This window comes from Ruania rhizosphaerae (assembly GCF_009805705.1).
Taxonomy (GTDB): domain Bacteria; phylum Actinomycetota; class Actinomycetes; order Actinomycetales; family Beutenbergiaceae; genus Ruania; species Ruania rhizosphaerae.
Genome location: NZ_VSMB01000002.1, coordinates 415,260 through 434,122, shown reverse-complemented (window position 1 = coordinate 434,122; position 18,863 = coordinate 415,260). Strand labels below are relative to the sequence as shown.

Genomic DNA, 18,863 nt, shown 5'->3' with positions numbered 1-18,863 from the left:
TCCAGCAGTGCTCAGGCGTCCCTCCGACGCAGGAGCACCGCGGCAGCCGCCAGCACGACGACTACGTAGATCCCGAGCACGCCGTACCCTTGCCACGGGGTCAGGGCTTGGCCCGGGTTGTCAATACCGACGATGCGCTCACCAGCTGCGCCTGGGAAATACGGCGCGATGTCGGCCATCCAGTCCAGCGGGATGAACGAGAGCGCGGGCAGGACGATCAGCAGACCGAGCACGGTGGCGATTCCGCCCGCAGCGTGCCGAAGCAGCGCTCCGAAGCCAAGGGCCAGGAGAGCGATCGCAGCGAGGTACAGCGGAGCTCCCAGGAGAACCCGAATCGTTTCGCCGTCGCTGAGGTCCAGCGTCAGGTCGATCGAGGAGAGCATGGGGGCAGTCGCGAGTACGGAGGCCGCGATTCCCACTGCTCCGACGATGAACGAGACGGCTGCGACTAGCACGCCCTTGGCAGCAAGAACTGGAAATCGCGTGGGGACGGCCGCGACAGTGGAGCGGATCTGTCCGGTGGAGTACTCGCCCGAGATCACCAGCACGCCCAGCACCGCGACGACGATTTGAGCCATCACATAGCCACTGGCGATCGCGGTCGCGAGGCTCACGCTGTCCGTCCCGATCCCCGCAGCCTCCGCGCCCTCCGCGCCCCCCATCATCTCTGGGTTGTTCACGAACTGCGTCACGCTCCAGATGGAGAGCATCGCAAACCCCGTCATCACCACGACGGTCATGGCAAGGGTCCAGGCTGTCGAGCGGAGCGAAATGAGCTTGATCCACTCCGAGCGCAGCACGCGCGCGAAGTTCACATGGGCACCGGTCAAGGGGTCGCTGCGCCGGGCGGAGCGGCTCTCGGTTGCGACGGCGGTCATCGGTTCGCTCCTTCGGGGACGGTGGTCTCGTCGACCTGGTGCTCGGGGACGGCGCCGGAGTGGTACTCGACATCTGCGGCCGTCAGGCTCATGAAAGCATCCTCCAGAGAGGCGCTCTGCGGCGTGAGCTCGTGCAGCACGATGCCGCCCGTGAGGGCAGCCTCGCCGACCTGGGGTGCGGTCAGGCCGTCCACGTCCAGCAGGGACGGCTCCACACTGGTGACGGTGACGCCCTCGGACTGGAGCCGTGCCGCGAGCTCGGTGGCCTGCGGGGTGCGCACCCGCACGGTCGACTTGGTCGCGGAGTCGATCACGTCCTGCACGTCACCAGTGGCGACGATCCGGCCGCGGCCGATCACGATGAGCCGGTCGGCAGTGATGGCCATCTCGCTCATCAGGTGCGAGGAGAGGAAGACCGTGCGGCCCTCGTCGGCGAGGTAGCGGACCATCGTGCGCACCCACCGCACACCGTCCGGGTCCAGGCCGTTGACCGGTTCGTCCAGGATCAGGGTGCGCGGGTCGCCGAGCATGGCCGAAGCGATGCCGAGCCGCTGGCCCATGCCCAGGGAAAAGCCCCCGGCCCGCTTACGTGCCACGGCAGCCAATCCGGTCATCTCGATGACCTCGTCCACGCGCTTGCGGCCGATGCCGTGCGTGGCGGCCAGGGCGCGCAGGTGGTTGGTGGCGCTGCGGCCGGTGTGCACCGCCTTGGCCTCGAGCAGGGCGCCGACCTCACGCAGCGGTGCCTTGTGCTCGGCGTAGTGCTTGCCGTTCACCGTGACCTCGCCCTCGGTGGGGCGGTCCAGACCGACGATCATCCGCATCGTGGTGGACTTTCCCGCGCCGTTCGGTCCGAGGAATCCGGTGACCTGGCCGGGTTCGACAGTGAACGAGATGTCGTCGACGGCGGTCTTGGCGCCGTACCTCTTGGTCAGGCCTCGTGCCTCGATCATGATGGGCTCTGCCTCGCTCTCGTGTGGGTGACGATGCCACCGTATTGCGCGGTGCTACCGCCGCGGCACCCGCCCAGGGCTGATCTTCGCAGCGGCACGCGTTCGTCCGGCAGGTGGAGACCTCATCCTTCTGGTGGAGTCCGCGGATGCGTACCGGTCAGGGAGGACCCTGACGGCGGCCGGTGGGTGGCCGGTAGGTGGCCCGGTCCGGGAACACCGGGCGCTGGGCGTGCGTTGAACAGATCGAGAGCCCACCGTGAGTCCTTCGTGTGATCGCGCCGTCAAGACGGCGCGGATTCTGCGTAGGATGAGACCAGGCAAGGCCGCGAGTGCGGCAGGAGTCCAGCGCCCACAACCAGGAGGCGAGATGAGCAACCCGTACCTGTCGAACAGCTCGCTGTTCGGCAAGAGCAAGCCCGGGGCGGTGAACCCGTACGGCGGCGTCCCACAGGGCGCTCAGTCCAGCGGGTATGCCACCACGGCCACCAGGCCCAGCTATGACCAGCAGTTCGCCGGAGTCGAGCAGTCCTACTACGGCCCGGATGCCGGACCTGCACAGACCGGCCGACTGACCTACGACGACGTGATCATGAAGACCGGTGGCCTTCTCGCGGTTGTCGTTGGCGTCGCGGCGGCGTCCTGGTTCCTCGTCCCGGCTTCACTCCAACTGCCGGCCATGATCTTCGGAGCTGTCGGTGGTTTGATCCTGGGGCTCGTGAACTCCTTCAAGAAGGAGCCGAGCCCCGCGTTGATCATTGCCTACGGCGTGCTCGAGGGTGTCTTCCTCGGTCTCATCTCGGGGTTCTTCGAGACGATGTGGCCGGGAATCGTGGTCCAGGCAGTGCTCGCCACGTTCATCACGTTCGCCGTCACGTTGGCGCTCTACAAGTCCGGAAAGGTGCGGGTGACACCGAAGTTCACACGTTTCCTGATGATCGGGCTGATCAGCTACGCCCTCTTCTCCCTCGTCAACATCGGCCTCATGCTCTTCACGGATGTGGGCGGCGCGTTCGGCGTGCGGAGCATGGAGATCTTTGGCATCCCGATCGGTGCCGTGATCGGGCTCTTTGCTGTGGTGCTCGCGGCGATGAGTCTCATCATGGACTTCGACATGATTGCCAAGGGCATCCGCAACGGCGCCCCGCGCAAGTTCGCCTGGTCGGCCGCCTTCGGCATCACCGTCACGCTGATCTGGCTCTACATCGAGTTCCTCCGCCTGATCGCCATCCTGCGTGGCGGTGACTGATCCACTCCTGCTGTGGCTGAACGGCACGTCGAGCAGTTCTCGAGTCTTTGAGGACCTGCACGACGTGCCGTTCGCCATGTCCGACTCCCACCACCGATTGGAAGAACCATGACTGCACTGCCCACCGCCACCGGCACCTTCGGCGACAAGCCGGTGCTGACGTTCCCCGACAACCCGGCACCTGCCGAACTCGCCGTTGAGGTCCTCAGCGCCGGTGAGGGGCCGCTCGTCGAGGCCGGCCAGACCATCGACGTCAACTACTACGGCCAGGTGTGGGGCGGGTCGATGTTCGACAACTCCTACGACCGTGGCTCCTCCATCCAGTTCCCGATCGGCGTCGGTACCGTGATCGCCGGGTGGGACAGCAGCCTGGTCGGCCAGCCGATCGGCTCGCGCGTGCTGGTCTCCATCCCGCCGCACGAGGGCTACGGGCCGAACGGTGTGCCGCAGGCAGGGATCGGCGGCGACGACACCCTGGTCTTCGTGGTGGACATCCTCGGCGCCTCCTGATCAGGCGCACGAACAGTGATGAAGGTCGGCGTCAACTACACACCGCGGCGCGGGTGGTTCCACTCCTGGTACGCCCTGGACCTCGACGAAGTACGTCACGACCTGGATGCGATCGCAGGGCTTGGCCTGGACCACGTGCGCATCTTCCCCGTCTGGCCCATCCTGCAGCCGGACCGTGCCGTCATCCGTGACGATGCGCTCGCTGACGTGGCCGCCGTCGTGAGTGCGGCGGGTGAACGCGGACTGGACGTGTGGGTGGACGCCCTGAACGGGCACCTGTCCAGCTTCGACTATCTACCGGCCTGGGTGACGAGCTGGCACCGCCGGAACCTGTTCACCGATCCTGAGGTGCGCTCCGGTCAGGTGGCGCTGGTGACGGCGCTCGCGGGCGCCGTCAAGGATCTCCCCGGTGCTCGTGGGATCGGGCTGGGCAACGAGTTCTCCCAGTTCGCTGCACCGCGCCACCCGGAGCGGCACGTGGTGCGTTCGGACCAGGTGCACGGCTGGCTGGCCGAGCTGATCGGGGCGGCGGAGGTTGCGTGGCCGCACGGGCGGCACTCGCACAGTTTCGACGACGACCTGTGGTTCGTCGACTCCCATCCCTTCGGGCCCGCGCACGCCGTGCGCCACGGGGCGATGACCACGGTGCATTCGTGGGTCTTCGGTAAGAACTGGGACCGCTACGAGGACGAGGTGGAGCAGGCGCTGCCGTACTTCGCGCGCTACCTGCTCGAGCTGGCTGCGGCGCACTCGGGCCCCGGCAGACCCGTCTGGCTGCAGGAAGTGGGGGCCCCGATCTCGCACGTGCCCTCCCGCCATGCGCCCGACTTCCTGCGGCGGACACTGGAACTGGCCGCCGGGGCTCCTGGCCTGGAAGCGGTGACGTGGTGGTGCAGCCACGACGTCACGCGCACGATGCCGGACTTCCCCGAGCTGGAGTACTCCCTCGGCCTGTTCGACGCCGATGGTGAGGTCAAGCCGATCGGCCGGGAGTTGGCGGCCATGGTGGAGGATCTGCGCGCCGTGCAGGCGAGACCGTCAGTCGCCGAGCGGGCGGTTGTCGCGGTACCGGCCGATGCGGCCCGGGCGGATCTGACGCCCGATGGTGAGGTGTTCGCGCAGTGGTACGCCCAGGCTCGCACCGGCACGGTGCCGGCCCTGCAGCTCCCCTGAGCTCCACGGCGCTGCCGGATCCCACGGCTCCTCGGCCTGGCCAGGGGCCCACTTGTGCGCCTTGGGCCGCTGCGGTCAGCGCGCCCAGGGCCGGTGCACCCCGCGTGGCTCATAGCCGAGGGCTCCGGACTCCCCGAGCAGATCGGCCAGGTACCACGCGATCGCGAGCCACATCTCGGTGCCCTGCAGGCTCGGGGTGGCATCGCCGCGCGCATCGGCGCGTTGTGCGAAGCCGAACCCGGCGCCGGGGCGCCAGGCACTCACCAGTCGCGGTATCTGCGCGGCCGCCCAGGCGCGTACCTCACTGCGGCGGTGGTTCGTCTGGTGGCCGGCGAGCCACAGTGGGTGGGCGATGTCGAGGACGTCGCAGGCCGTGGCGCGACCGGGTGCGAACCGGCGGTCGTCCCGGGTGTGGGCAAGGACGGTGTCGATCGTGCGCTCCGGCTGTGGCAGCGGCAGACCGAACTGTGCGAACGTCCCGCGGGTGAGCCGGTAGAAGCCGTTCACCGGTTGCCGCAGCCCGTCGCTGGGTTGCGGTGAGCCCCACATGCCCGAGCTTCGGTCGACGTTCAGGTGCAGCCAGCCGATCAGCGTCTCCAGCGGCCCGGCGAGGCCGAACCAGGCGCGGTTCCACAGCAGGGCGGTGCCGACCGAGTCGACCCAGTCGCCTGCGCCCCAGGCGCGCTCGGACCATGGCTGCTGTTCGAGTGCGGCGATCATCGCGTCCCCGCGCAACTCATCCACCACGCGGATCGGATGGGTGAACCGCTCTCCGAGCAGGTCGAGCGCGTATCCGGCGCACAGCAGGTGGTATCGGATGGGACCGCCGCCCAGATCTGCCGCGGTCGGTTCCGTCGCGGCCTGCCCGATCGTGCTGCGGAGCTGCGGGATCAGGCCGGTGGCCGGGTCCTGGGAGCGAGTCAGCGTCTCGACGATCTCCTCCCGCCCGATCTGCTCGGGAACACCGAGGCCGAGGAGGTCGGCCAGTTCGACGGCGTCACACAGTGCCCGCACTGTGGGATCGGCTCCCGGGGTGTTCGAGAAGGTGCCGTCGGTCTCGTCCCAGCAGCGGGCGAGAAGTGTTGACGCGTCCTCGCGGGCCCGGTCGGCGAGTTGGGCGAGGGCGTCGGACGGGGAGGACGAACCGTCACGGCTGTCAGTGCGGTCACTGCGGTCACTGCGGTCGCGGCGGTCGCGGATGCGCCGGGCCGGGTTTCCGACGACGATCGACCACTCCGGGACGTCCTTGGTGACGACGGATCCAGCGCCGATGACGCTGTGCGCTCCGATCGTGACGCCGTCGACGACGCTGACGTGGGAGCCGATGTAGACGTCGTCGCCGATGGAGATGCCGGTGCTCGTCACCGGTTGCTCGTGCACCGGGCGGTCGGGGGCGAAGGTGTGGTCGAAGCCCAGCAGCGCCGTGTGGGCGCCGATCCGCACGCCGTCACCGATCCGGATCGTCCCGCGGACGACGGCGTAGGCGTTGACGGTCGAGTTGGCCCCGATCTCGATATCTCCGGTCACGTAACTGAAGGCCGCCAGGTACGAGCGATCCCCGAGCGTGAGCGAGTCGGGGTAGCAGGCGGCCCACTCGGAGACCACACAGTTCTCGCCAAGGTGAGCTCCGCCGTCGGCGAGGGCGTGCAGGCGTGCACGCTGCGCCTGCTGCTGCTCCGCACTCGCTGTGGACCAGAACGCCCAGGTGTTGAAGTCGGGTTCCGCGTCGATCAGTCCGGTGGTGTGGTCACTCATCGGGTGGGTGGCTCCTCGAGTCGGCCTTGACGTTGTCTCGTCGCTGTGGCTAGAGTCACGCTACACGTTGATGCATCGATGCATCAAAGAGTGACGGTTCGATGTGGCACTGTGTGGCTGGTCGCATCGCCCGCCGCTCGACAGCACGACCCATCCCGTACCCGCACGAGAGCGGAAGCCCCTCTCCGCGACCGTGCACCAGAGCGCAGCGAAGCCACAGAGCTGGAGGTTGGTCATGAGTGGAACCGCGATCAGTAGGCGTCGGATTCTTCAAGGTTTCGGTGGTGCCGCACTTCTCGGCACCACCGGAACGCTGGCAGCATGCGGAAGTTCGTCCTCCGGCGAGGAGACCGGTGCGCCTGACCCGTCGGCCGGGAGCGCTCCGAGCGAGGTCATCCCGAACTTCGTCGCGAGCTCCTTCGTCGAGCCCGACCTGCCCGGATCCGAGGCGGGAGTACAGGCGGGGTTCCTGAGCTACCCGGCCGACCCGGTCCAGGTGCACAGCGAGGCGCCCGGAAAGGGCGGGACAGTCTCGGCGCTCACCTTCACCTGGGACGCGGCCGCGCCGGGCCTCGGGCAGAACGCCTACTGGCAGACCCTGAACGAGAAGCTCGGAGTCGAGCTCGACCTCACCTACTCACCCGGTGGGGACTACCCGAACAAGTTCGCCACCACTATTGCCGGTGGTGACGTCCCGGACATGACGGTCGTGCGCACCCCCCAGCCGAATCTGCCTGACCTGCTCGCCGCACAGTTCCAGGACCTGAGCGAGTATCTCGGCGGCTCGGCCGTGGAGCAGTACAGCGGCCTCGCCGCGCTGCCCACGGTCAGCTGGAAGGCGTGCGTCTTCGGGGGCCGGCTGTTCGGTATCCCGATCGCCCGGCCACTGGTGGGCACCGTGCTTTTCGCGCGTCGCGACATCCTGCAGGACATGAGCCTGCCGGAGCAGCCGGCCGACTATGACGAGTTCCGCGAGCTCGTCGGCGAGCTGTCCAACGCCAGCGAGAACCGGTGGGCGATGGCTGACCCCGGCGCCGGCCTGCAGGCGGTCAAGGAGATGCTCCACCTGCCCGCCACCTGGATGGAGGACGGCGGCTCCTTCACCCACGTGATGGAAACCGAGGAGTACAAGCAGGTCCTCGCCGATGTCACCGAGATGTGGGAGGCGGGCATCTTCCACCCGGACTCCCTCAGCGCCAACAACAACCAGCGCAACGACTGGTTCACCGCCGGCACCATCAGCCTGAACCGCGCCGGTGCCGCGGGCTGGAACAAGTTCTACGACTGGGGCGCCGACGTGCCCGGCTACGAGCCGATGGGGCTGGCGATGCCCGGCTACGACGGCGGTCCCGGCGGTCATACTGCCGGTTCGGTCACCACCGGGATGCTCTCGTTCAAGCAGGCCGACGCCGGCCGGATCGAGGAGCTGCTCGCGATCGCCGACTACCTCGCCACGCCGTTCGGCACTGCCGAGTACCTGTTCCGTCACTTCGGTGAGGGCGGGGTGCACCACGAGCTGGACGGTAGTGACCCGATCCTCACTGACCAGGGCAGCGTGGAGACGGTGCTGCCGGTGAAGTACCTCGCCGACTCCGACGGCGTCGTGTACGCACCTGGGAACGAGGCCGCCACCCGGTCCCAGCACGACTACCAGTCCACGGTCATCCCGAATGTCATCCCCGATCCGACGGTGGGGCTGTTCTCCAACCTGGACGCGACGGATGGGAACACCATCAACGGTGCGTTGCGCGACTTCCAGATCGACGTCATCGCCGGGCGTCGCTCACTGGATGAGTGGGACGCCGAGGTGGCCTCCTGGCGTGAGGCAGGCGGCGACGACATCCGTGCCGAGTACGAGGCTGCTTTCGCCGAGGCCAACGGCTGAGTCGGCTGGAGTAGGCCGCAGGCGCCGGGTGGGAGAGGGCTTCCGCCCGGCGCCGACCGAACTATCGAATCCCCTTTCCGTCGCCGAATCCCCCCCGCACCCCTGCCCACCGCGGTTCGGCGGTGGAAAGGGGATTCGGTGCGTCCGCACACCGCTTTCCGGTGCGTGCTTGCGTGAGGTGCCCGCGGACTCTCACGCCCGCGCGAACTGCTACCGCAGCACACGGGGAGGTGCGGACGGGGGAACCCGGCTCCGACTGCGTTGTCGCCGACCATCCGGTACTTCGTGTCGCCGTCGGCCTCTCCACCGACCCTGGCGTGCTCCCAGTAGAAGTCCAGATACGCAGCACCGGTGGCAAGGTCGAATCGCACCTGGTTCCGTGGCCGCTCGAACCCCAACTCGTCGATGGTGAGGTCGCTGAGCGTCTCCAACGGTGACTCCGCGTTGTCGCGTACCCGTGTGAGGACCGCCTGCACACGTCGATGGTCGCGGAAGGGCAGGAGGCGCTCGTACTCGGCCCACAGTCGCGCCAGGGTCGTGAGGCCGCCGTCCTCACGGCGAGTCAGGCATGCGGCGTTGGCGGCGACCAGGGCACTGATGAGCGGGGCGTGTCGGGCGAGCTGGATCAGCGTGCACTCCTCGCCGGTGAGATGGATCCCGTGTCGGGCCGTGACCGCGACGTCGGATCGTCGAGCCACACTCACCAAGCCGCGGCGCCGCTTCCCATGCGCGGTGCGTGACATGACATACACCTTTTGCGGCCACCGTCCCACGATCGGTAGCCCGAGCAGGGCGGCCGCGGACCAGCTCGTGAATACCGGAGCGTGGAGGCGTCGGGACGCCGCTAGCACGAGGTGCAGATAGGAACTCGCCCGCTGCTGCCCGGCCGAACCCCGCGTGGTCGCGCTGCGGGGGACGTAGACCCCGCGCGCCACCCGCTCCAGCCGGCCGTCGCGGTAGGCGCGAAGCAGCGGCTTCTCGAGTCCGAGCTCGGCGGCGGCCGCGTAAGTGATGAGCTCCTTGCCGAGGTTCCAGGCTGACGGTGTCATCGCTGCAGCAGATCACCCGGGCAGGTGCTCCCGCCGGCAGAGGCACCCCGGGCTGTGGATGCCAGGGCATCTCGGGCCCGCTGTGGATCACCCCCTGCCCGCACACCGAATCCCCTTGTCGCCACCGAGCCGCGTTGCGGACGGTGCCTCGATGGTTCGACGGCGGAAAGGGGATTCGGCAGCGAGCGGATGCGAGTTCGCGTGGGTGCGGGGGAGGCGTCGGTCGGCTCAGGATGAGTCCGCCGTGCCCGGCCGGATGGCCGCGCCCGGGCTCCGATTCAGCCCTTCACGGCGCCGATCACCACGCCCTGGGCGAAGTGCTTCTGCAGGAAGGGGTAGACAAGGCAGATCGGCACCAGTGAGACCACCAGGATCGCCATCTGGAGTGAGAGCTGGGGCGGGACCATCTCGCCGGAGACGTCGGCCTGAACCGCTGTCCCGTCCACCACGTACGTCCTCAGCACCAGCTGCAGCGGCCACTTCTCCGTGGAGTTGATATAGAGCACGGCGTTGAAGAACGCGTTCCAGTACGTCACTGCGTTGAACAGTGCGATCACCGCGATCACTGCCTTCGACAGCGGCACCATGATCGTGGTGAGGATCCGCAGCTCGCCCGCCCCGTCGATCCGGGCAGCGTCGATGATCTCGCCTGGCACCTCCAGGAAGAAGCCACGCATCAGGATGATCTGGAAGGCGTTCGTCAGGGTCGGCAGGATCAGCGCCCAGTAGGAGTCGATCAGCCCGAGCTCCTTGATGAGCAGGTAGTTCGGGATCATCCCGGCGTTGAAGAGCATCGTGAACAGCACCAGCAGCAGGATCTTGCTGCTGCCGAAGCTGCCCGGCCGGGAGAGCGAGTACGCCAGCAGTGCCACCACCGTCACCGACAGGCCCGAGCCGACGAGCGTGACGAAGATCGAGACCAGCGTCGCGCGCGTGACGACTCCGCCGCGGAAGATTGCCTCGTACGCCGCCAGGGTGGGTTCCTTCGGCCACATCACGTACCCACCCTCGGCGAGTACCTGCGCCGGGTCCGCGAGCGAGGTGGCGATGACCGACCAGAACGGCACCACCACCATCGCGCAGGCGATCAGCAGGATGACGCCCTTGAGGCCGCGCACTACCGGATTGGGCGGTTTGGCGCCGTTGATCAGGCGCATCTGGGACGCGCGATCCGACCCGCCTGGCTTGGACGTGCGCGCGTTGGGGCGCTGAGTTGCTTGGGTCACCACTTGGAGTACACCCCTCTCTCACCGAACAGGTGCGCGATCTTGTTCGCGCCGAGCACGAGCAACGTGCCCACCAGACCCTTGACCAGCCCGACGGCGGCCGAGGCGCCCCAGTTCCCGCCGATGACGCCGTAGTTGTAGACATAGGTGTCGAGCACTTCCGAGGCTTCACGGCCCACGGGTGCCTGTTGCAGGTAGATCTGCTCGAAACCGACGGTGAGCACGTCGCCGAGCTTGAGGATGAGCAGGAGAATGATCACCCCGCGGATCGCCGGGAGGGTGACATGCCACAGCTGGCGCATGCGCCCGCCACCGTCGATGGCCACAGCCTCGTAGAGCTCGATGCTCACTCGGGAGATGGCCGCGAGGAAGATGATCGTTCCCCATCCGGCGTCCTTCCAGATCACCTGCGAGGTGATGAGCGTGATGAACAGCTCCGGTTCGCCGATGAGGTTGATCTCGAAGATGTTGTGCTCGCGGGCCCAGGTGTTGTAAAGCCCGGCATCGCCCAGCATGTGCTGGAAGGTCGCGACCACGATCACCCAGGACATGAAGTGCGGCAGGTACAGGATCGATTGCACGGTCCGCTTGATCTTCTCGCTCAGCAGCGAGTTGAGGAGCAGGGCGAGCGCGATTGGTATGGGGAAGACCAGCACGATCTGCACGAAGGAGATCACCAGCGTGTTGATCAGGGCGTTGATGAACGCCGGGTCGCCAGTGAAGATGATGTCGAAGTTCTCCAGGCCCACCCACGGGGATTCCCAGATGCTGAGGTAGGGCTGGTAGTCCTTGAACGCGATGATGTTGCCGATCAGCGGTACGTACTGGAACAGCAGCACCAGGAAGACTCCGGGAACGGCGAGCAGGAGCAGGAACTTATCCCGTTTGAGCCGGGCCCACCAGGTCGTCTTCCGGTTCGGCGCAGGGGAGCGGCTCGTCTTCGTCGCGCCTCCTGACGGCGGTGCGTCGTCGGGCGATCCGCTCACCTCGGGCCGGGGCGAGCGTGCACCTCGACCTCCGGTGGTTACTGCCATGCCGCGCTCCTTTCGACCCATCCTTGGGCCGTACCTGGTCGTGGGCGTGAGATCCATCTGATTTAACGATGCATCTACTGCTGCTCCGGGACGTTAGTCCGCAATGGTGCGCTCGTCAAGGTGGACCCGCCCTCGGACCGCGTGGGCCGGTGGCCGAACCCGGTTCTCGTGGTCTGAAGATTGAAGGTTGCATCGTGCCCTCACCTGCGGAGATGACGAACCGGCCGGGTGTTAGCATCCCCTCTCATGACCACCTTGCGCGATGTGGCCGAGCGGGCCGGTGTCTCCGTCTCGGTGGTCTCCGCCGTGCTGAACGGGAGCAAGCACGTACGCACCAGCGCCGCCGTCCGTGACCGGGTGCTGCGGATCGTGGACGAGATGCAGTACGTGCCCAATCATGCGGCACGGTCATTGCGCCTGGCCAAGTCCGGTCTGGTCGCGGGCGTGATTCCGCAACTCGGTATCCCGGTGTACGCCGAGATGCTCCGCGGTATTCAGGACGCGGCCGAGGCGACCGGGTATGTGCTCATCCTGACCGAGGCGAATCGGATCCTGCCTGAGTCGAACCTGCTGCGAAAGCTCGTCGGGGAGGGGCGAGTGGACGGACTGCTGCTCCGGTCCCCGCACACGTTCGAGATGGACATGAAGAGTGCGAAGCGCCAGTACTCGGTGGTCCAGCTCGACCACGGGAAGACTGCCACTGACCGCGGCGGCGTCCAGCTCAACCATCGTCGAGGTGCCCGCGTGGCGACGGACTATCTGACCGGTCTGGGTCACGAACGGATCGCCTTCGTCGGCGGCACCATCGGCTACTTCGCCGATGACGAGCGCCGTGTCGGGTTCCGTGAGGCGCTGGCCGACGGTGGCCACGAGGTGCGTGAGGAGTGGGTCTGCCCCGTCGGCTTCGCGCCGAAGGATGGGTACGAAGCTGCTCGGTCGATCCTCGGCGGTGGGCAGCGCCCGACGGCCATGCTCGTGTCGAACTCCACGACCGCCACCGGTGTGCTCGGCGCCGCTGCCGATATGGGCATCCGCGTCCCCGAAGAACTGTCCGTGATCGGCTACCACGATATCGAGGCGGCTGACTTCACCCGGCCGGCGCTGACCACGCTGAAGATGCCCTTCTACGAACTCGGTTACGCCGGGCAGTCCGCCCTCGCCGCGATGATCGATGGTGGCGCGCGGGTGGACGAGGTTGTCGATGATCCGGCGCCCCGCGTGATCGTGCGCGGATCGACCGCCGAAGCGCCCTGACGCTCGTACCCTGACGTTCGCGCTCTGACGCCTGCTGCGGCGCCCTTGCCGGTCAGGTGCCGCTTGACAGGCTGTCGCCGCATGATGCAACGTTCCATCTCACGGGAGCAACGACGCACCTACGCACAGAAGGAGCACAGCACCATGACTGAGACGAGCCCGCGACACGAACTGCCGCCCCTGACCCGCCGAACCGTGCTCGGTGTCGGTGCGCTCAGCGCGACGGCGATCCTCTCCGGACCGATCACGGCCGGCCCTGCCCATGCCACCTCGGCGGGAACGGTGCTCCCACTGGTGGCGCCCCTTCCCGCCGGCCTGCCGGACCGCTCTCACTTTGCGCCTGAGGAGCAGGTCTTCGCCGGCTATCTGATGATCCTGGCACCGCTTGCGAACAGCGTGGTCGACGACGATCCGGCCACGTACGGGTGGATGGAAGACGGCTGGTGGCGTACACCGAACGTCGAGAACAACTCCCGCATCATGGAGCATGTCGCGACCCTGGCCTGGTTCCTGACCAACGACCGCCCCTGGAACCCCTACTACCTCGACGCGAACCTGGCCGGGCGCCTGGATGCGGCGATCGGCTACTACCTCGGTCTGCAGGGTGCGAACGGCGCCTTTCCCGTCGATTACCAAGCCAACAGCCTGGCAGCCACCGGGTTCGGTGCCGTGGCGCTGGCCAGCGCCTATGGCGACCTCGACCGTCAAGGTGTGCTGACCGCGCGGCTGCCTGCGATCGAGTCTGCGCTTCGCTCCGCGTGCGCCTACCTGCTCGACACCACGACGTACCACTGGCAACTCCCGATCCGGTATACCAACCAGATCGCGGCGGCGTTGGCAGGAGTGGGGCACACGGCTGAGGTTCTCGGCGATGCCGCCATTGCCGCGGACCTGGATGACCGGATCGAGTTGCTCGCCGACGAAGGCCGAGCGCCCGCCGGGTACTTTCATGATCCGGTCGGTTTCGACCTGGCCTACAACGCGACCGTGATGCTGCCCGACCTTGCTGATCTGTACCTCATCACCGGCAACCCGACGCTCGTGCAGATGGCCGAGGACTGGATGGACTTCGCGCAGTACGTCCTCCTTCGCGAGCCCGGTACCACGGCGTTCGCCACCCTCTCCGCCGCCTCGGCGCGCAACTTCGGAGTCTCACGGGACGACACCCCAGCCGACGCCGACGATCGGTCCGCACTCTCGCGCGTGTTCGTGCCTGAGGTGCCGATGCTCGGGGCCCTGCACGTCAGTTCGGGAAAGAAGCATCAGAAGCGCACTCAGTGGGCATCCAGCCCCGATCCGGTGGCGCCGCTCGCCAAGGGAGCGACGTCGCCACGGCTGTGGATGCATGTGCCCGACGCGCCAGAGAATGTCTCCGGTACCTCCCGGCTCGCCCAGTTTGCCGCGATGCGCCCACTCGCCGAGAGCACCTTCACCGAGCACCGGGAAGGCACGCTCGACCAGGACATGCTGTTCGTGCGCCGTCCCGGTTACTACACGGCTGCCGTCGACGGTGAGATCGAGGGGCGTGCGCGGACCGGTACCGGCCTCTATTGGCATCCTGATGCCGGGACGATTGTCTGCTCACTGAACGGGTACTTCGACTCCTGGTGGACCACATTCGTTCCAGGAGCAGGGCCTGAGGGGGCGGACGTGGACAGTGCTCTGACCGACTCCACGGTCACCTACTACGCTGGCCCTGATGCCGGCGGCGCACCGCTGACGGCAGGCGACCTGTCCGCCGTCACTGGCACCTTCACCACCCGCTCGGTGAGTGCCGACGGCATCGTGAGTACCGACGTCGTCCATCACCAGAACGGCATCGAGCGCACCGTGACCACGAACGGCGCTGCCCAGGAACGCATTCCCTTGCTGCTGTTGGCCGAGGATGAGGTCGAACTCTCCGACGGAACTCACTGGGGTGGCGGTCAGGCCACGGTCTCCACCACCGCCACCTGGATGGCGGTGACCCGCGGCACGCACCGCTTCCTGTTCTCCTGGGGTGCGGCCTTGCCGGTGCGGTTGGAGTCGACCTCGAAGTGGTACTTCCCCGCGGGCACCCACAACGTCACCCGGTGCTGGATCGATCATCCCGGCACGATCACGCTGGAGCTGACCACCGTCGACATGACCACTGTCTCCGGTGACGTTGCTGTGGCCACGACCGGCACCGTCGTCGACGATCTGAGCGGGCGGTACCTCGACGTGCACGCCGTGAACCTCGAACCGACTGCCGTGGACGTGCGCATCGCTGGGACCGGCGGTACGGACCACCAGTTGCTCGCTCCGGGGGAGGGCCTGCGTCGACGTGTGCGGACCGATGACCCGGATGTTCGAGCCGTCGTGCTTGCGCGGCTGCACAGCACCACGGGAGTGCGCGTCTCGACCACGCACCTGCCCACCTCGTCCTGACATCCGCCCGACTACCTGAATCCTGGAGAACCTTCCCCGTGACCACCACCGCTGCCTCTGCCCGCCGGATCCTGCTGCGTTCATCCTGGGCGACCGTGAACATCGGCGACGTTGCGCACTCGCCCGGCGCGGCGGCGGTACTGCACGAAGCTGACCCGGAGGCGAGGATCACGCTGTGGGCGATGCGCCTGAACGATCGTGAACGTGCGATGTTCGCCGAGCGCCAGCCCTGGCTGGAGATCGTCGAGGGACGGTTCGACGAGCACGACGTGGCCAGCACACCTGAGCTCGCCCGGGCCTGGGAGGAGGCGGATCTGCTCGTGCACGGCTCCGGCAGCGGACTGGTGGCGGGCCGGGACATGTACCGGTGGCAGCGCACCGGACGTCCCTACGGCGTCTTCGGCATCACCTATGACCCGTTCGGTCTGCTCACCCCGAGCACCTTGGCACAGGCGCGTGCGCAGATTGAGGCGCTGCCCGGCGACTACATGTACGAGCGGGACCGTGACCTGTTCGCCGGTGCGGCGTTCCTGTACTGCCGCGACTCCCTCAGTCGTGACTACCTCGCCGGTCAGAGCACGGGCGCACCATGCCTGGAGTGGGGGCCCGACGCGACGTTCGCTTACGACCTCGCCGACGACCACGCGGCAGCCGCGCTCATCACCGAACTCGGCTTGCGCCCCGGGTTCCTCGTCGCTGTACCGCGCTCGCGGTATGCGCCCTACCACCGCATCTACAACCGGGCGCCCGAGCAGCTGGACCACTACAAGGACGCCGTCAATGCTGCTCATGACGAGCAGGACATGGCCGTACTGGCCTCGGCGATCACCTCCTGGGTGCGCCGCACCGGGCAGGACGTGCTCATCGGACCCGAGATGAGCTATGCGGTGCAGCTTGCCGCGGAACACTTCCCGCGGATCCTTCCCCGTGATGTGGCGCCACGGGTGCGGGTGCTGGCCGAGTACTGGGACCTCCCGACAGCGACAGCGGTGTACCGGCAGGCGGCCGCAGTGCTCTCGATGGACTGCCACTCGCCGATCCTGGCCACCGCGGTTGGCACGCCGTCGCTGTACCTGCGTCAACCCACGGAGACGATCAAGGGCGCGATGTTCGCCGATCTCGGTGCGCCGGAACGGGTGGTGGAGATCGAAGCGCACGACGCCGCCGAACGTCTCGCCGATGCGCTGGCTGAACTGGTCGCCGACGGTGGCGGGCCCGCTCGGGAGCTGACCGCTCGGATGCGCGAGCAGGCGCAGTCCCGCCTGGAGCAGATGGCTGAGAGAGCGGTGTCGGCGGCGGATCGGCTGGATGCGGCCGAGAGGTCAGCCCGGCCCGCCCTCGGGCTTGTCTGACAGTTGTTGCGCAGGGGTGCGCCGTGAGGGCGCCCGATCGACTCGTGGTTGCCGGTCAGACCGGTAGCCGGGAGGTACCCTGACGGCTATCGCCGAGGAGGGGATAGCAGCGCACATGTCGCATACTCACGAGCGTCAGCCCGAGGACGATTCGACGGTGCCCGAGAATGACGTAGCCGAACGCGACGCACCACAGGCGTCCGGTGTGTCCACCGCAGCCGTCGGGTCCGATCGTGGCCAGGTGCCGGCCGCGTCCAGCACGTCGTCGGCCGGCAGCGCAGGGCCGGCCCATCCGGACGCTGACCCGACCTCCCCCGTGACTCGCCCGATCCGGGCAGCTGCGGCGTGGTCCTGGCGATTCGTCATCATCGTGCTCGCGATCTCCGTGGCTGCCGTCGCCCTCGCCCAGATCAAGACGGTCGTCGTCCCGGTTCTGGTGGCCCTCCTCGTCTCCTCGCTGCTCTCGCCGCTGGTCAACTGGCTCGATCGGCGAGGGATCCCGCGCACGCTCGCCACAGTCGGCACCCTGCTGGCGACGATCGTGGTGATCGGTGGCCTGCTGACTCTGGCGGGCGCCTCGATCGCCTCCGGCATCCGGGACCTGGCGGACACGGCCTGGGAGGGAATCCAGGAGTTCCTGGGATGGCTGAGTACCGGGCCGTTGCAGCTGTCCACCGAAGAGCTGAACAACTACATCGCCCAGATCCAGGACCAGCTCGAGGCGAACGCCCAGCAGATCTTCAGCGGCGCTCTCTCCGTGGGCACCTCCGTCGGGCACGTCGTGGCCGGTGCCCTGATCGCGATCTTCTGCCTCTTCTTCTTCCTCAAGGAAGGCCGTGTCGTCTGGAACTGGGTGGTGCAGTTGTTCCCCCGCGCCACCTGGGAGCGGGTCGACGGCGCGGGCCAGCGGGGCTGGGTCAGCCTCAGCGTGTACGCCCGCACCCAGCTCCTCGTGGCCTTCATTGACGGCGTTGGTATCGGGCTCGGCGCCTGGATCCTTGGTGTCCCGCTCGCGCTGCCGCTTGGGGTGCTGGTGTTCGTCGGGTCATTCATCCCGATCGTCGGTGCGATCGTGACCGGATCGATCGCCGTCGCCGTGGCAATGGTCGACCAAGGGCCGTGGATCGCGCTGGCGATGCTCGGTGTGGTGCTGCTCGTGCAGCAGGCAGAGTCTCACCTGCTGCAGCCGATCCTCATGAGCCGCGCCCTCAAGCTGCACCCCGTCGCTGTGCTGCTCGGGGTGACCACCGGCACCATCATCGGGGGAGTGGTCGGTGCACTGTTCGCGGTTCCGGTCATCGCGGTCGGCAACACTGTCGTCAGTTTCCTCGCGGGCCGGCCCGAACCTGCACCGTTCGAACCACGCCTGCGCCGGCGCAAGCGGCGCCGCAACGCTGAGGTCCAGGACCCCGGGACGCAGAGCGCGCCGGAAGGGCCACCCGGCTGAGGTGAGCGCTGCCTTGGCGGAATCGTCCCGCGACGGTGAGCTCCGCCGTCCTCGTGCCCGAGGGACGACGATGCCCGCCCGATCTGAGCGACCGGGCGGGCATCACGTGTGTAGGCAGCCTCAGCCGGAGAAGGGCGTTGCCTTGATGATCTCCACGGCGATGGTCTTGCCGTTGGGTGCCTCGTAGGAGGCCTTCTCCCCGACCTTCTTGCCGAGGATCGCCGATCCGAGCGGGGAGCCCGAGGAGTACACGTCCAAGTCCGTGTCCCCGGCCACTTCGCGGGATCCGAGCAGGAAGACCATCTCATCGCCGGCGACCTTCGCCGTGACGACCATGCCGGGTTCGACCACGCCATCATCGGCAGGTGCCTCTCCGACCTCGGCGTTGCGCAGCAGGTCGTCGAGCTGACGGATGCGAGCCTCCTGCTTGGCCTGCTCCTCGCGAGCGGCGTGGTAGCCCCCGTTCTCCTTCAGGTCCCCCTCGTCGCGCGCGGCCTCGATGCGATTGGCGATCTCGGTCCGGCCGACACTGATGAGGTGGTCGTACTCCGCCTGAAGACGTTCGAATGCGTCCTTGGTCAGCCACGTGGTCTCGGACACGGTTCCTCCTTCAATCTGCGTTGGCCGGTGCTCGACCGCATCACACCGCGATGTGGGTGTGCGGGAGTTCCGGCCCCCGGGCTGGCTAGCCT

Annotated in this window: 14 protein-coding genes; 8 read left to right on the top strand and 6 right to left on the bottom strand. The window is 67.6% G+C overall.

Annotation, left to right across the window (positions count from 1 at the left end):
• Nucleotides 1–11: 11 nt before the first annotated feature.
• Nucleotides 12–878 (bottom strand): ABC transporter permease, encoded by an 867-nt coding sequence (locus FV560_RS05265; protein WP_159620108.1) that lies wholly within the window; start codon nt 876–878, stop codon nt 12–14.
• Nucleotides 875–1,831: an ABC transporter ATP-binding protein gene (locus tag FV560_RS05260; protein ID WP_159620106.1), complete on the bottom strand. Its 957-nt coding sequence runs from the start codon at nt 1,829–1,831 to the stop codon at nt 875–877. The genes FV560_RS05265 and FV560_RS05260 overlap by 4 nt, the downstream gene beginning before the upstream one ends.
• A 367-nt stretch (nt 1,832–2,198) precedes the next feature.
• Here FV560_RS05260 and FV560_RS05255 point away from each other — a divergent pair, with 367 nt between their 5' ends.
• The 3 genes from FV560_RS05255 (at nt 2,199) to FV560_RS05245 (ending at nt 4,760) form a co-directional block, all read left to right on the top strand.
• The gene (locus tag FV560_RS05255; RefSeq protein ID WP_159620104.1) at nt 2,199–3,077 is read left to right on the top strand and encodes a Bax inhibitor-1/YccA family protein; all 879 of its coding nucleotides are present in this window, start codon (nt 2,199–2,201) and stop codon (nt 3,075–3,077) included.
• Nucleotides 3,078–3,185: 108 nt separating this feature from the next.
• Nucleotides 3,186–3,587, top strand: coding sequence for an FKBP-type peptidyl-prolyl cis-trans isomerase (locus FV560_RS05250; RefSeq protein ID WP_159620102.1), 402 nt, complete (start codon nt 3,186–3,188; stop codon nt 3,585–3,587).
• A gap of 18 nt (nt 3,588–3,605) precedes the next feature.
• Nucleotides 3,606–4,760: a glycoside hydrolase 5 family protein gene (locus FV560_RS05245; RefSeq protein WP_159620100.1), complete on the top strand. Its 1,155-nt coding sequence runs from the start codon at nt 3,606–3,608 to the stop codon at nt 4,758–4,760.
• Between the two features lie 75 nt (nt 4,761–4,835).
• On the opposite strand, the gene FV560_RS05240 is transcribed toward FV560_RS05245, so the two are convergent.
• Complete coding sequence (locus FV560_RS05240) at nt 4,836–6,515, bottom strand: acyltransferase (RefSeq protein ID WP_159620098.1); 1,680 nt, start codon at nt 6,513–6,515, stop codon at nt 4,836–4,838.
• A 235-nt stretch (nt 6,516–6,750) separates the two neighbouring features.
• Between FV560_RS05240 and FV560_RS05235 the strand changes: the two genes are divergently transcribed.
• Nucleotides 6,751–8,400 carry an extracellular solute-binding protein gene (locus FV560_RS05235; protein ID WP_159620096.1) on the top strand — a complete coding sequence of 550 codons (1,650 nt, stop codon included), beginning with the start codon at nt 6,751–6,753 and terminating at the stop codon, nt 8,398–8,400.
• A 1,327-nt stretch (nt 8,401–9,727) separates the two neighbouring features.
• Here FV560_RS05235 and FV560_RS05230 read toward each other — a convergent pair.
• Entirely contained in the window at nt 9,728–10,675 is a 948-nt protein-coding gene (locus tag FV560_RS05230; protein WP_235019937.1) for a carbohydrate ABC transporter permease, read from the bottom strand.
• Nucleotides 10,672–11,709, bottom strand: a complete 1,038-nt coding sequence (locus FV560_RS05225; protein WP_159620094.1) for an ABC transporter permease — start codon at nt 11,707–11,709, stop codon at nt 10,672–10,674. Before FV560_RS05225 ends, FV560_RS05230 begins: the two co-directional genes overlap by 4 nt.
• A gap of 246 nt (nt 11,710–11,955) precedes the next feature.
• On the opposite strand from FV560_RS05225, the gene FV560_RS05220 reads away from it, so the two are divergent.
• The 4 genes from FV560_RS05220 to FV560_RS05205 all read left to right on the top strand — a co-directional run bounded on the left by FV560_RS05220 (nt 11,956) and on the right by FV560_RS05205 (nt 18,171).
• On the top strand, nt 11,956–12,963 hold the full coding sequence (locus FV560_RS05220) for a LacI family DNA-binding transcriptional regulator (RefSeq protein WP_159620092.1): 1,008 nt from the start codon (nt 11,956–11,958) through the stop codon (nt 12,961–12,963).
• A gap of 144 nt (nt 12,964–13,107) precedes the next feature.
• Nucleotides 13,108–15,372: a hypothetical protein gene (locus FV560_RS05215; RefSeq protein ID WP_159620090.1), complete on the top strand. Its 2,265-nt coding sequence runs from the start codon at nt 13,108–13,110 to the stop codon at nt 15,370–15,372.
• A 38-nt stretch (nt 15,373–15,410) separates the two neighbouring features.
• Nucleotides 15,411–16,724: a polysaccharide pyruvyl transferase family protein gene (locus FV560_RS05210; RefSeq protein WP_159620088.1), complete on the top strand. Its 1,314-nt coding sequence runs from the start codon at nt 15,411–15,413 to the stop codon at nt 16,722–16,724.
• Between the two features lie 115 nt (nt 16,725–16,839).
• A complete protein-coding gene (locus FV560_RS05205) occupies nt 16,840–18,171 on the top strand; it encodes an AI-2E family transporter (RefSeq protein ID WP_159620087.1) in 1,332 nt (443 codons plus the stop codon).
• A gap of 120 nt (nt 18,172–18,291) precedes the next feature.
• Here FV560_RS05205 and greA read toward each other — a convergent pair whose 3' ends face one another.
• Nucleotides 18,292–18,771, bottom strand: a complete 480-nt coding sequence (gene greA / locus FV560_RS05200; protein ID WP_159620085.1) for a transcription elongation factor GreA — start codon at nt 18,769–18,771, stop codon at nt 18,292–18,294.
• Nucleotides 18,772–18,863: the final 92 nt, after the last annotated feature.

What these genes read in the sequence shown, in the direction of transcription:
- FV560_RS05255 (WP_159620104.1), top strand. Translation starts at nt 2,199, where the DNA reads ATGAGCAACCCGTACCTGTCGAACAGCTCGCTGTTCGGCAAGAGCAAG.
- FV560_RS05215 (WP_159620090.1), top strand. Translation starts at nt 13,108, where the DNA reads ATGACTGAGACGAGCCCGCGACACGAACTGCCGCCCCTGACCCGCCGA.
- FV560_RS05220 (WP_159620092.1), top strand. Translation starts at nt 11,956, where the DNA reads ATGACCACCTTGCGCGATGTGGCCGAGCGGGCCGGTGTCTCCGTCTCG.
- FV560_RS05240 (WP_159620098.1), bottom strand. Translation starts at nt 6,515, where the DNA reads ATGAGTGACCACACCACCGGACTGATCGACGCGGAACCCGACTTCAAC.
- FV560_RS05235 (WP_159620096.1), top strand. Translation starts at nt 6,751, where the DNA reads ATGAGTGGAACCGCGATCAGTAGGCGTCGGATTCTTCAAGGTTTCGGT.
- FV560_RS05260 (WP_159620106.1), bottom strand. Translation starts at nt 1,831, where the DNA reads ATGATCGAGGCACGAGGCCTGACCAAGAGGTACGGCGCCAAGACCGCC.
- FV560_RS05265 (WP_159620108.1), bottom strand. Translation starts at nt 878, where the DNA reads ATGACCGCCGTCGCAACCGAGAGCCGCTCCGCCCGGCGCAGCGACCCC.
- FV560_RS05205 (WP_159620087.1), top strand. Translation starts at nt 16,840, where the DNA reads ATGTCGCATACTCACGAGCGTCAGCCCGAGGACGATTCGACGGTGCCC.
- FV560_RS05250 (WP_159620102.1), top strand. Translation starts at nt 3,186, where the DNA reads ATGACTGCACTGCCCACCGCCACCGGCACCTTCGGCGACAAGCCGGTG.
- FV560_RS05245 (WP_159620100.1), top strand. Translation starts at nt 3,606, where the DNA reads ATGAAGGTCGGCGTCAACTACACACCGCGGCGCGGGTGGTTCCACTCC.
- FV560_RS05225 (WP_159620094.1), bottom strand. Translation starts at nt 11,709, where the DNA reads ATGGCAGTAACCACCGGAGGTCGAGGTGCACGCTCGCCCCGGCCCGAG.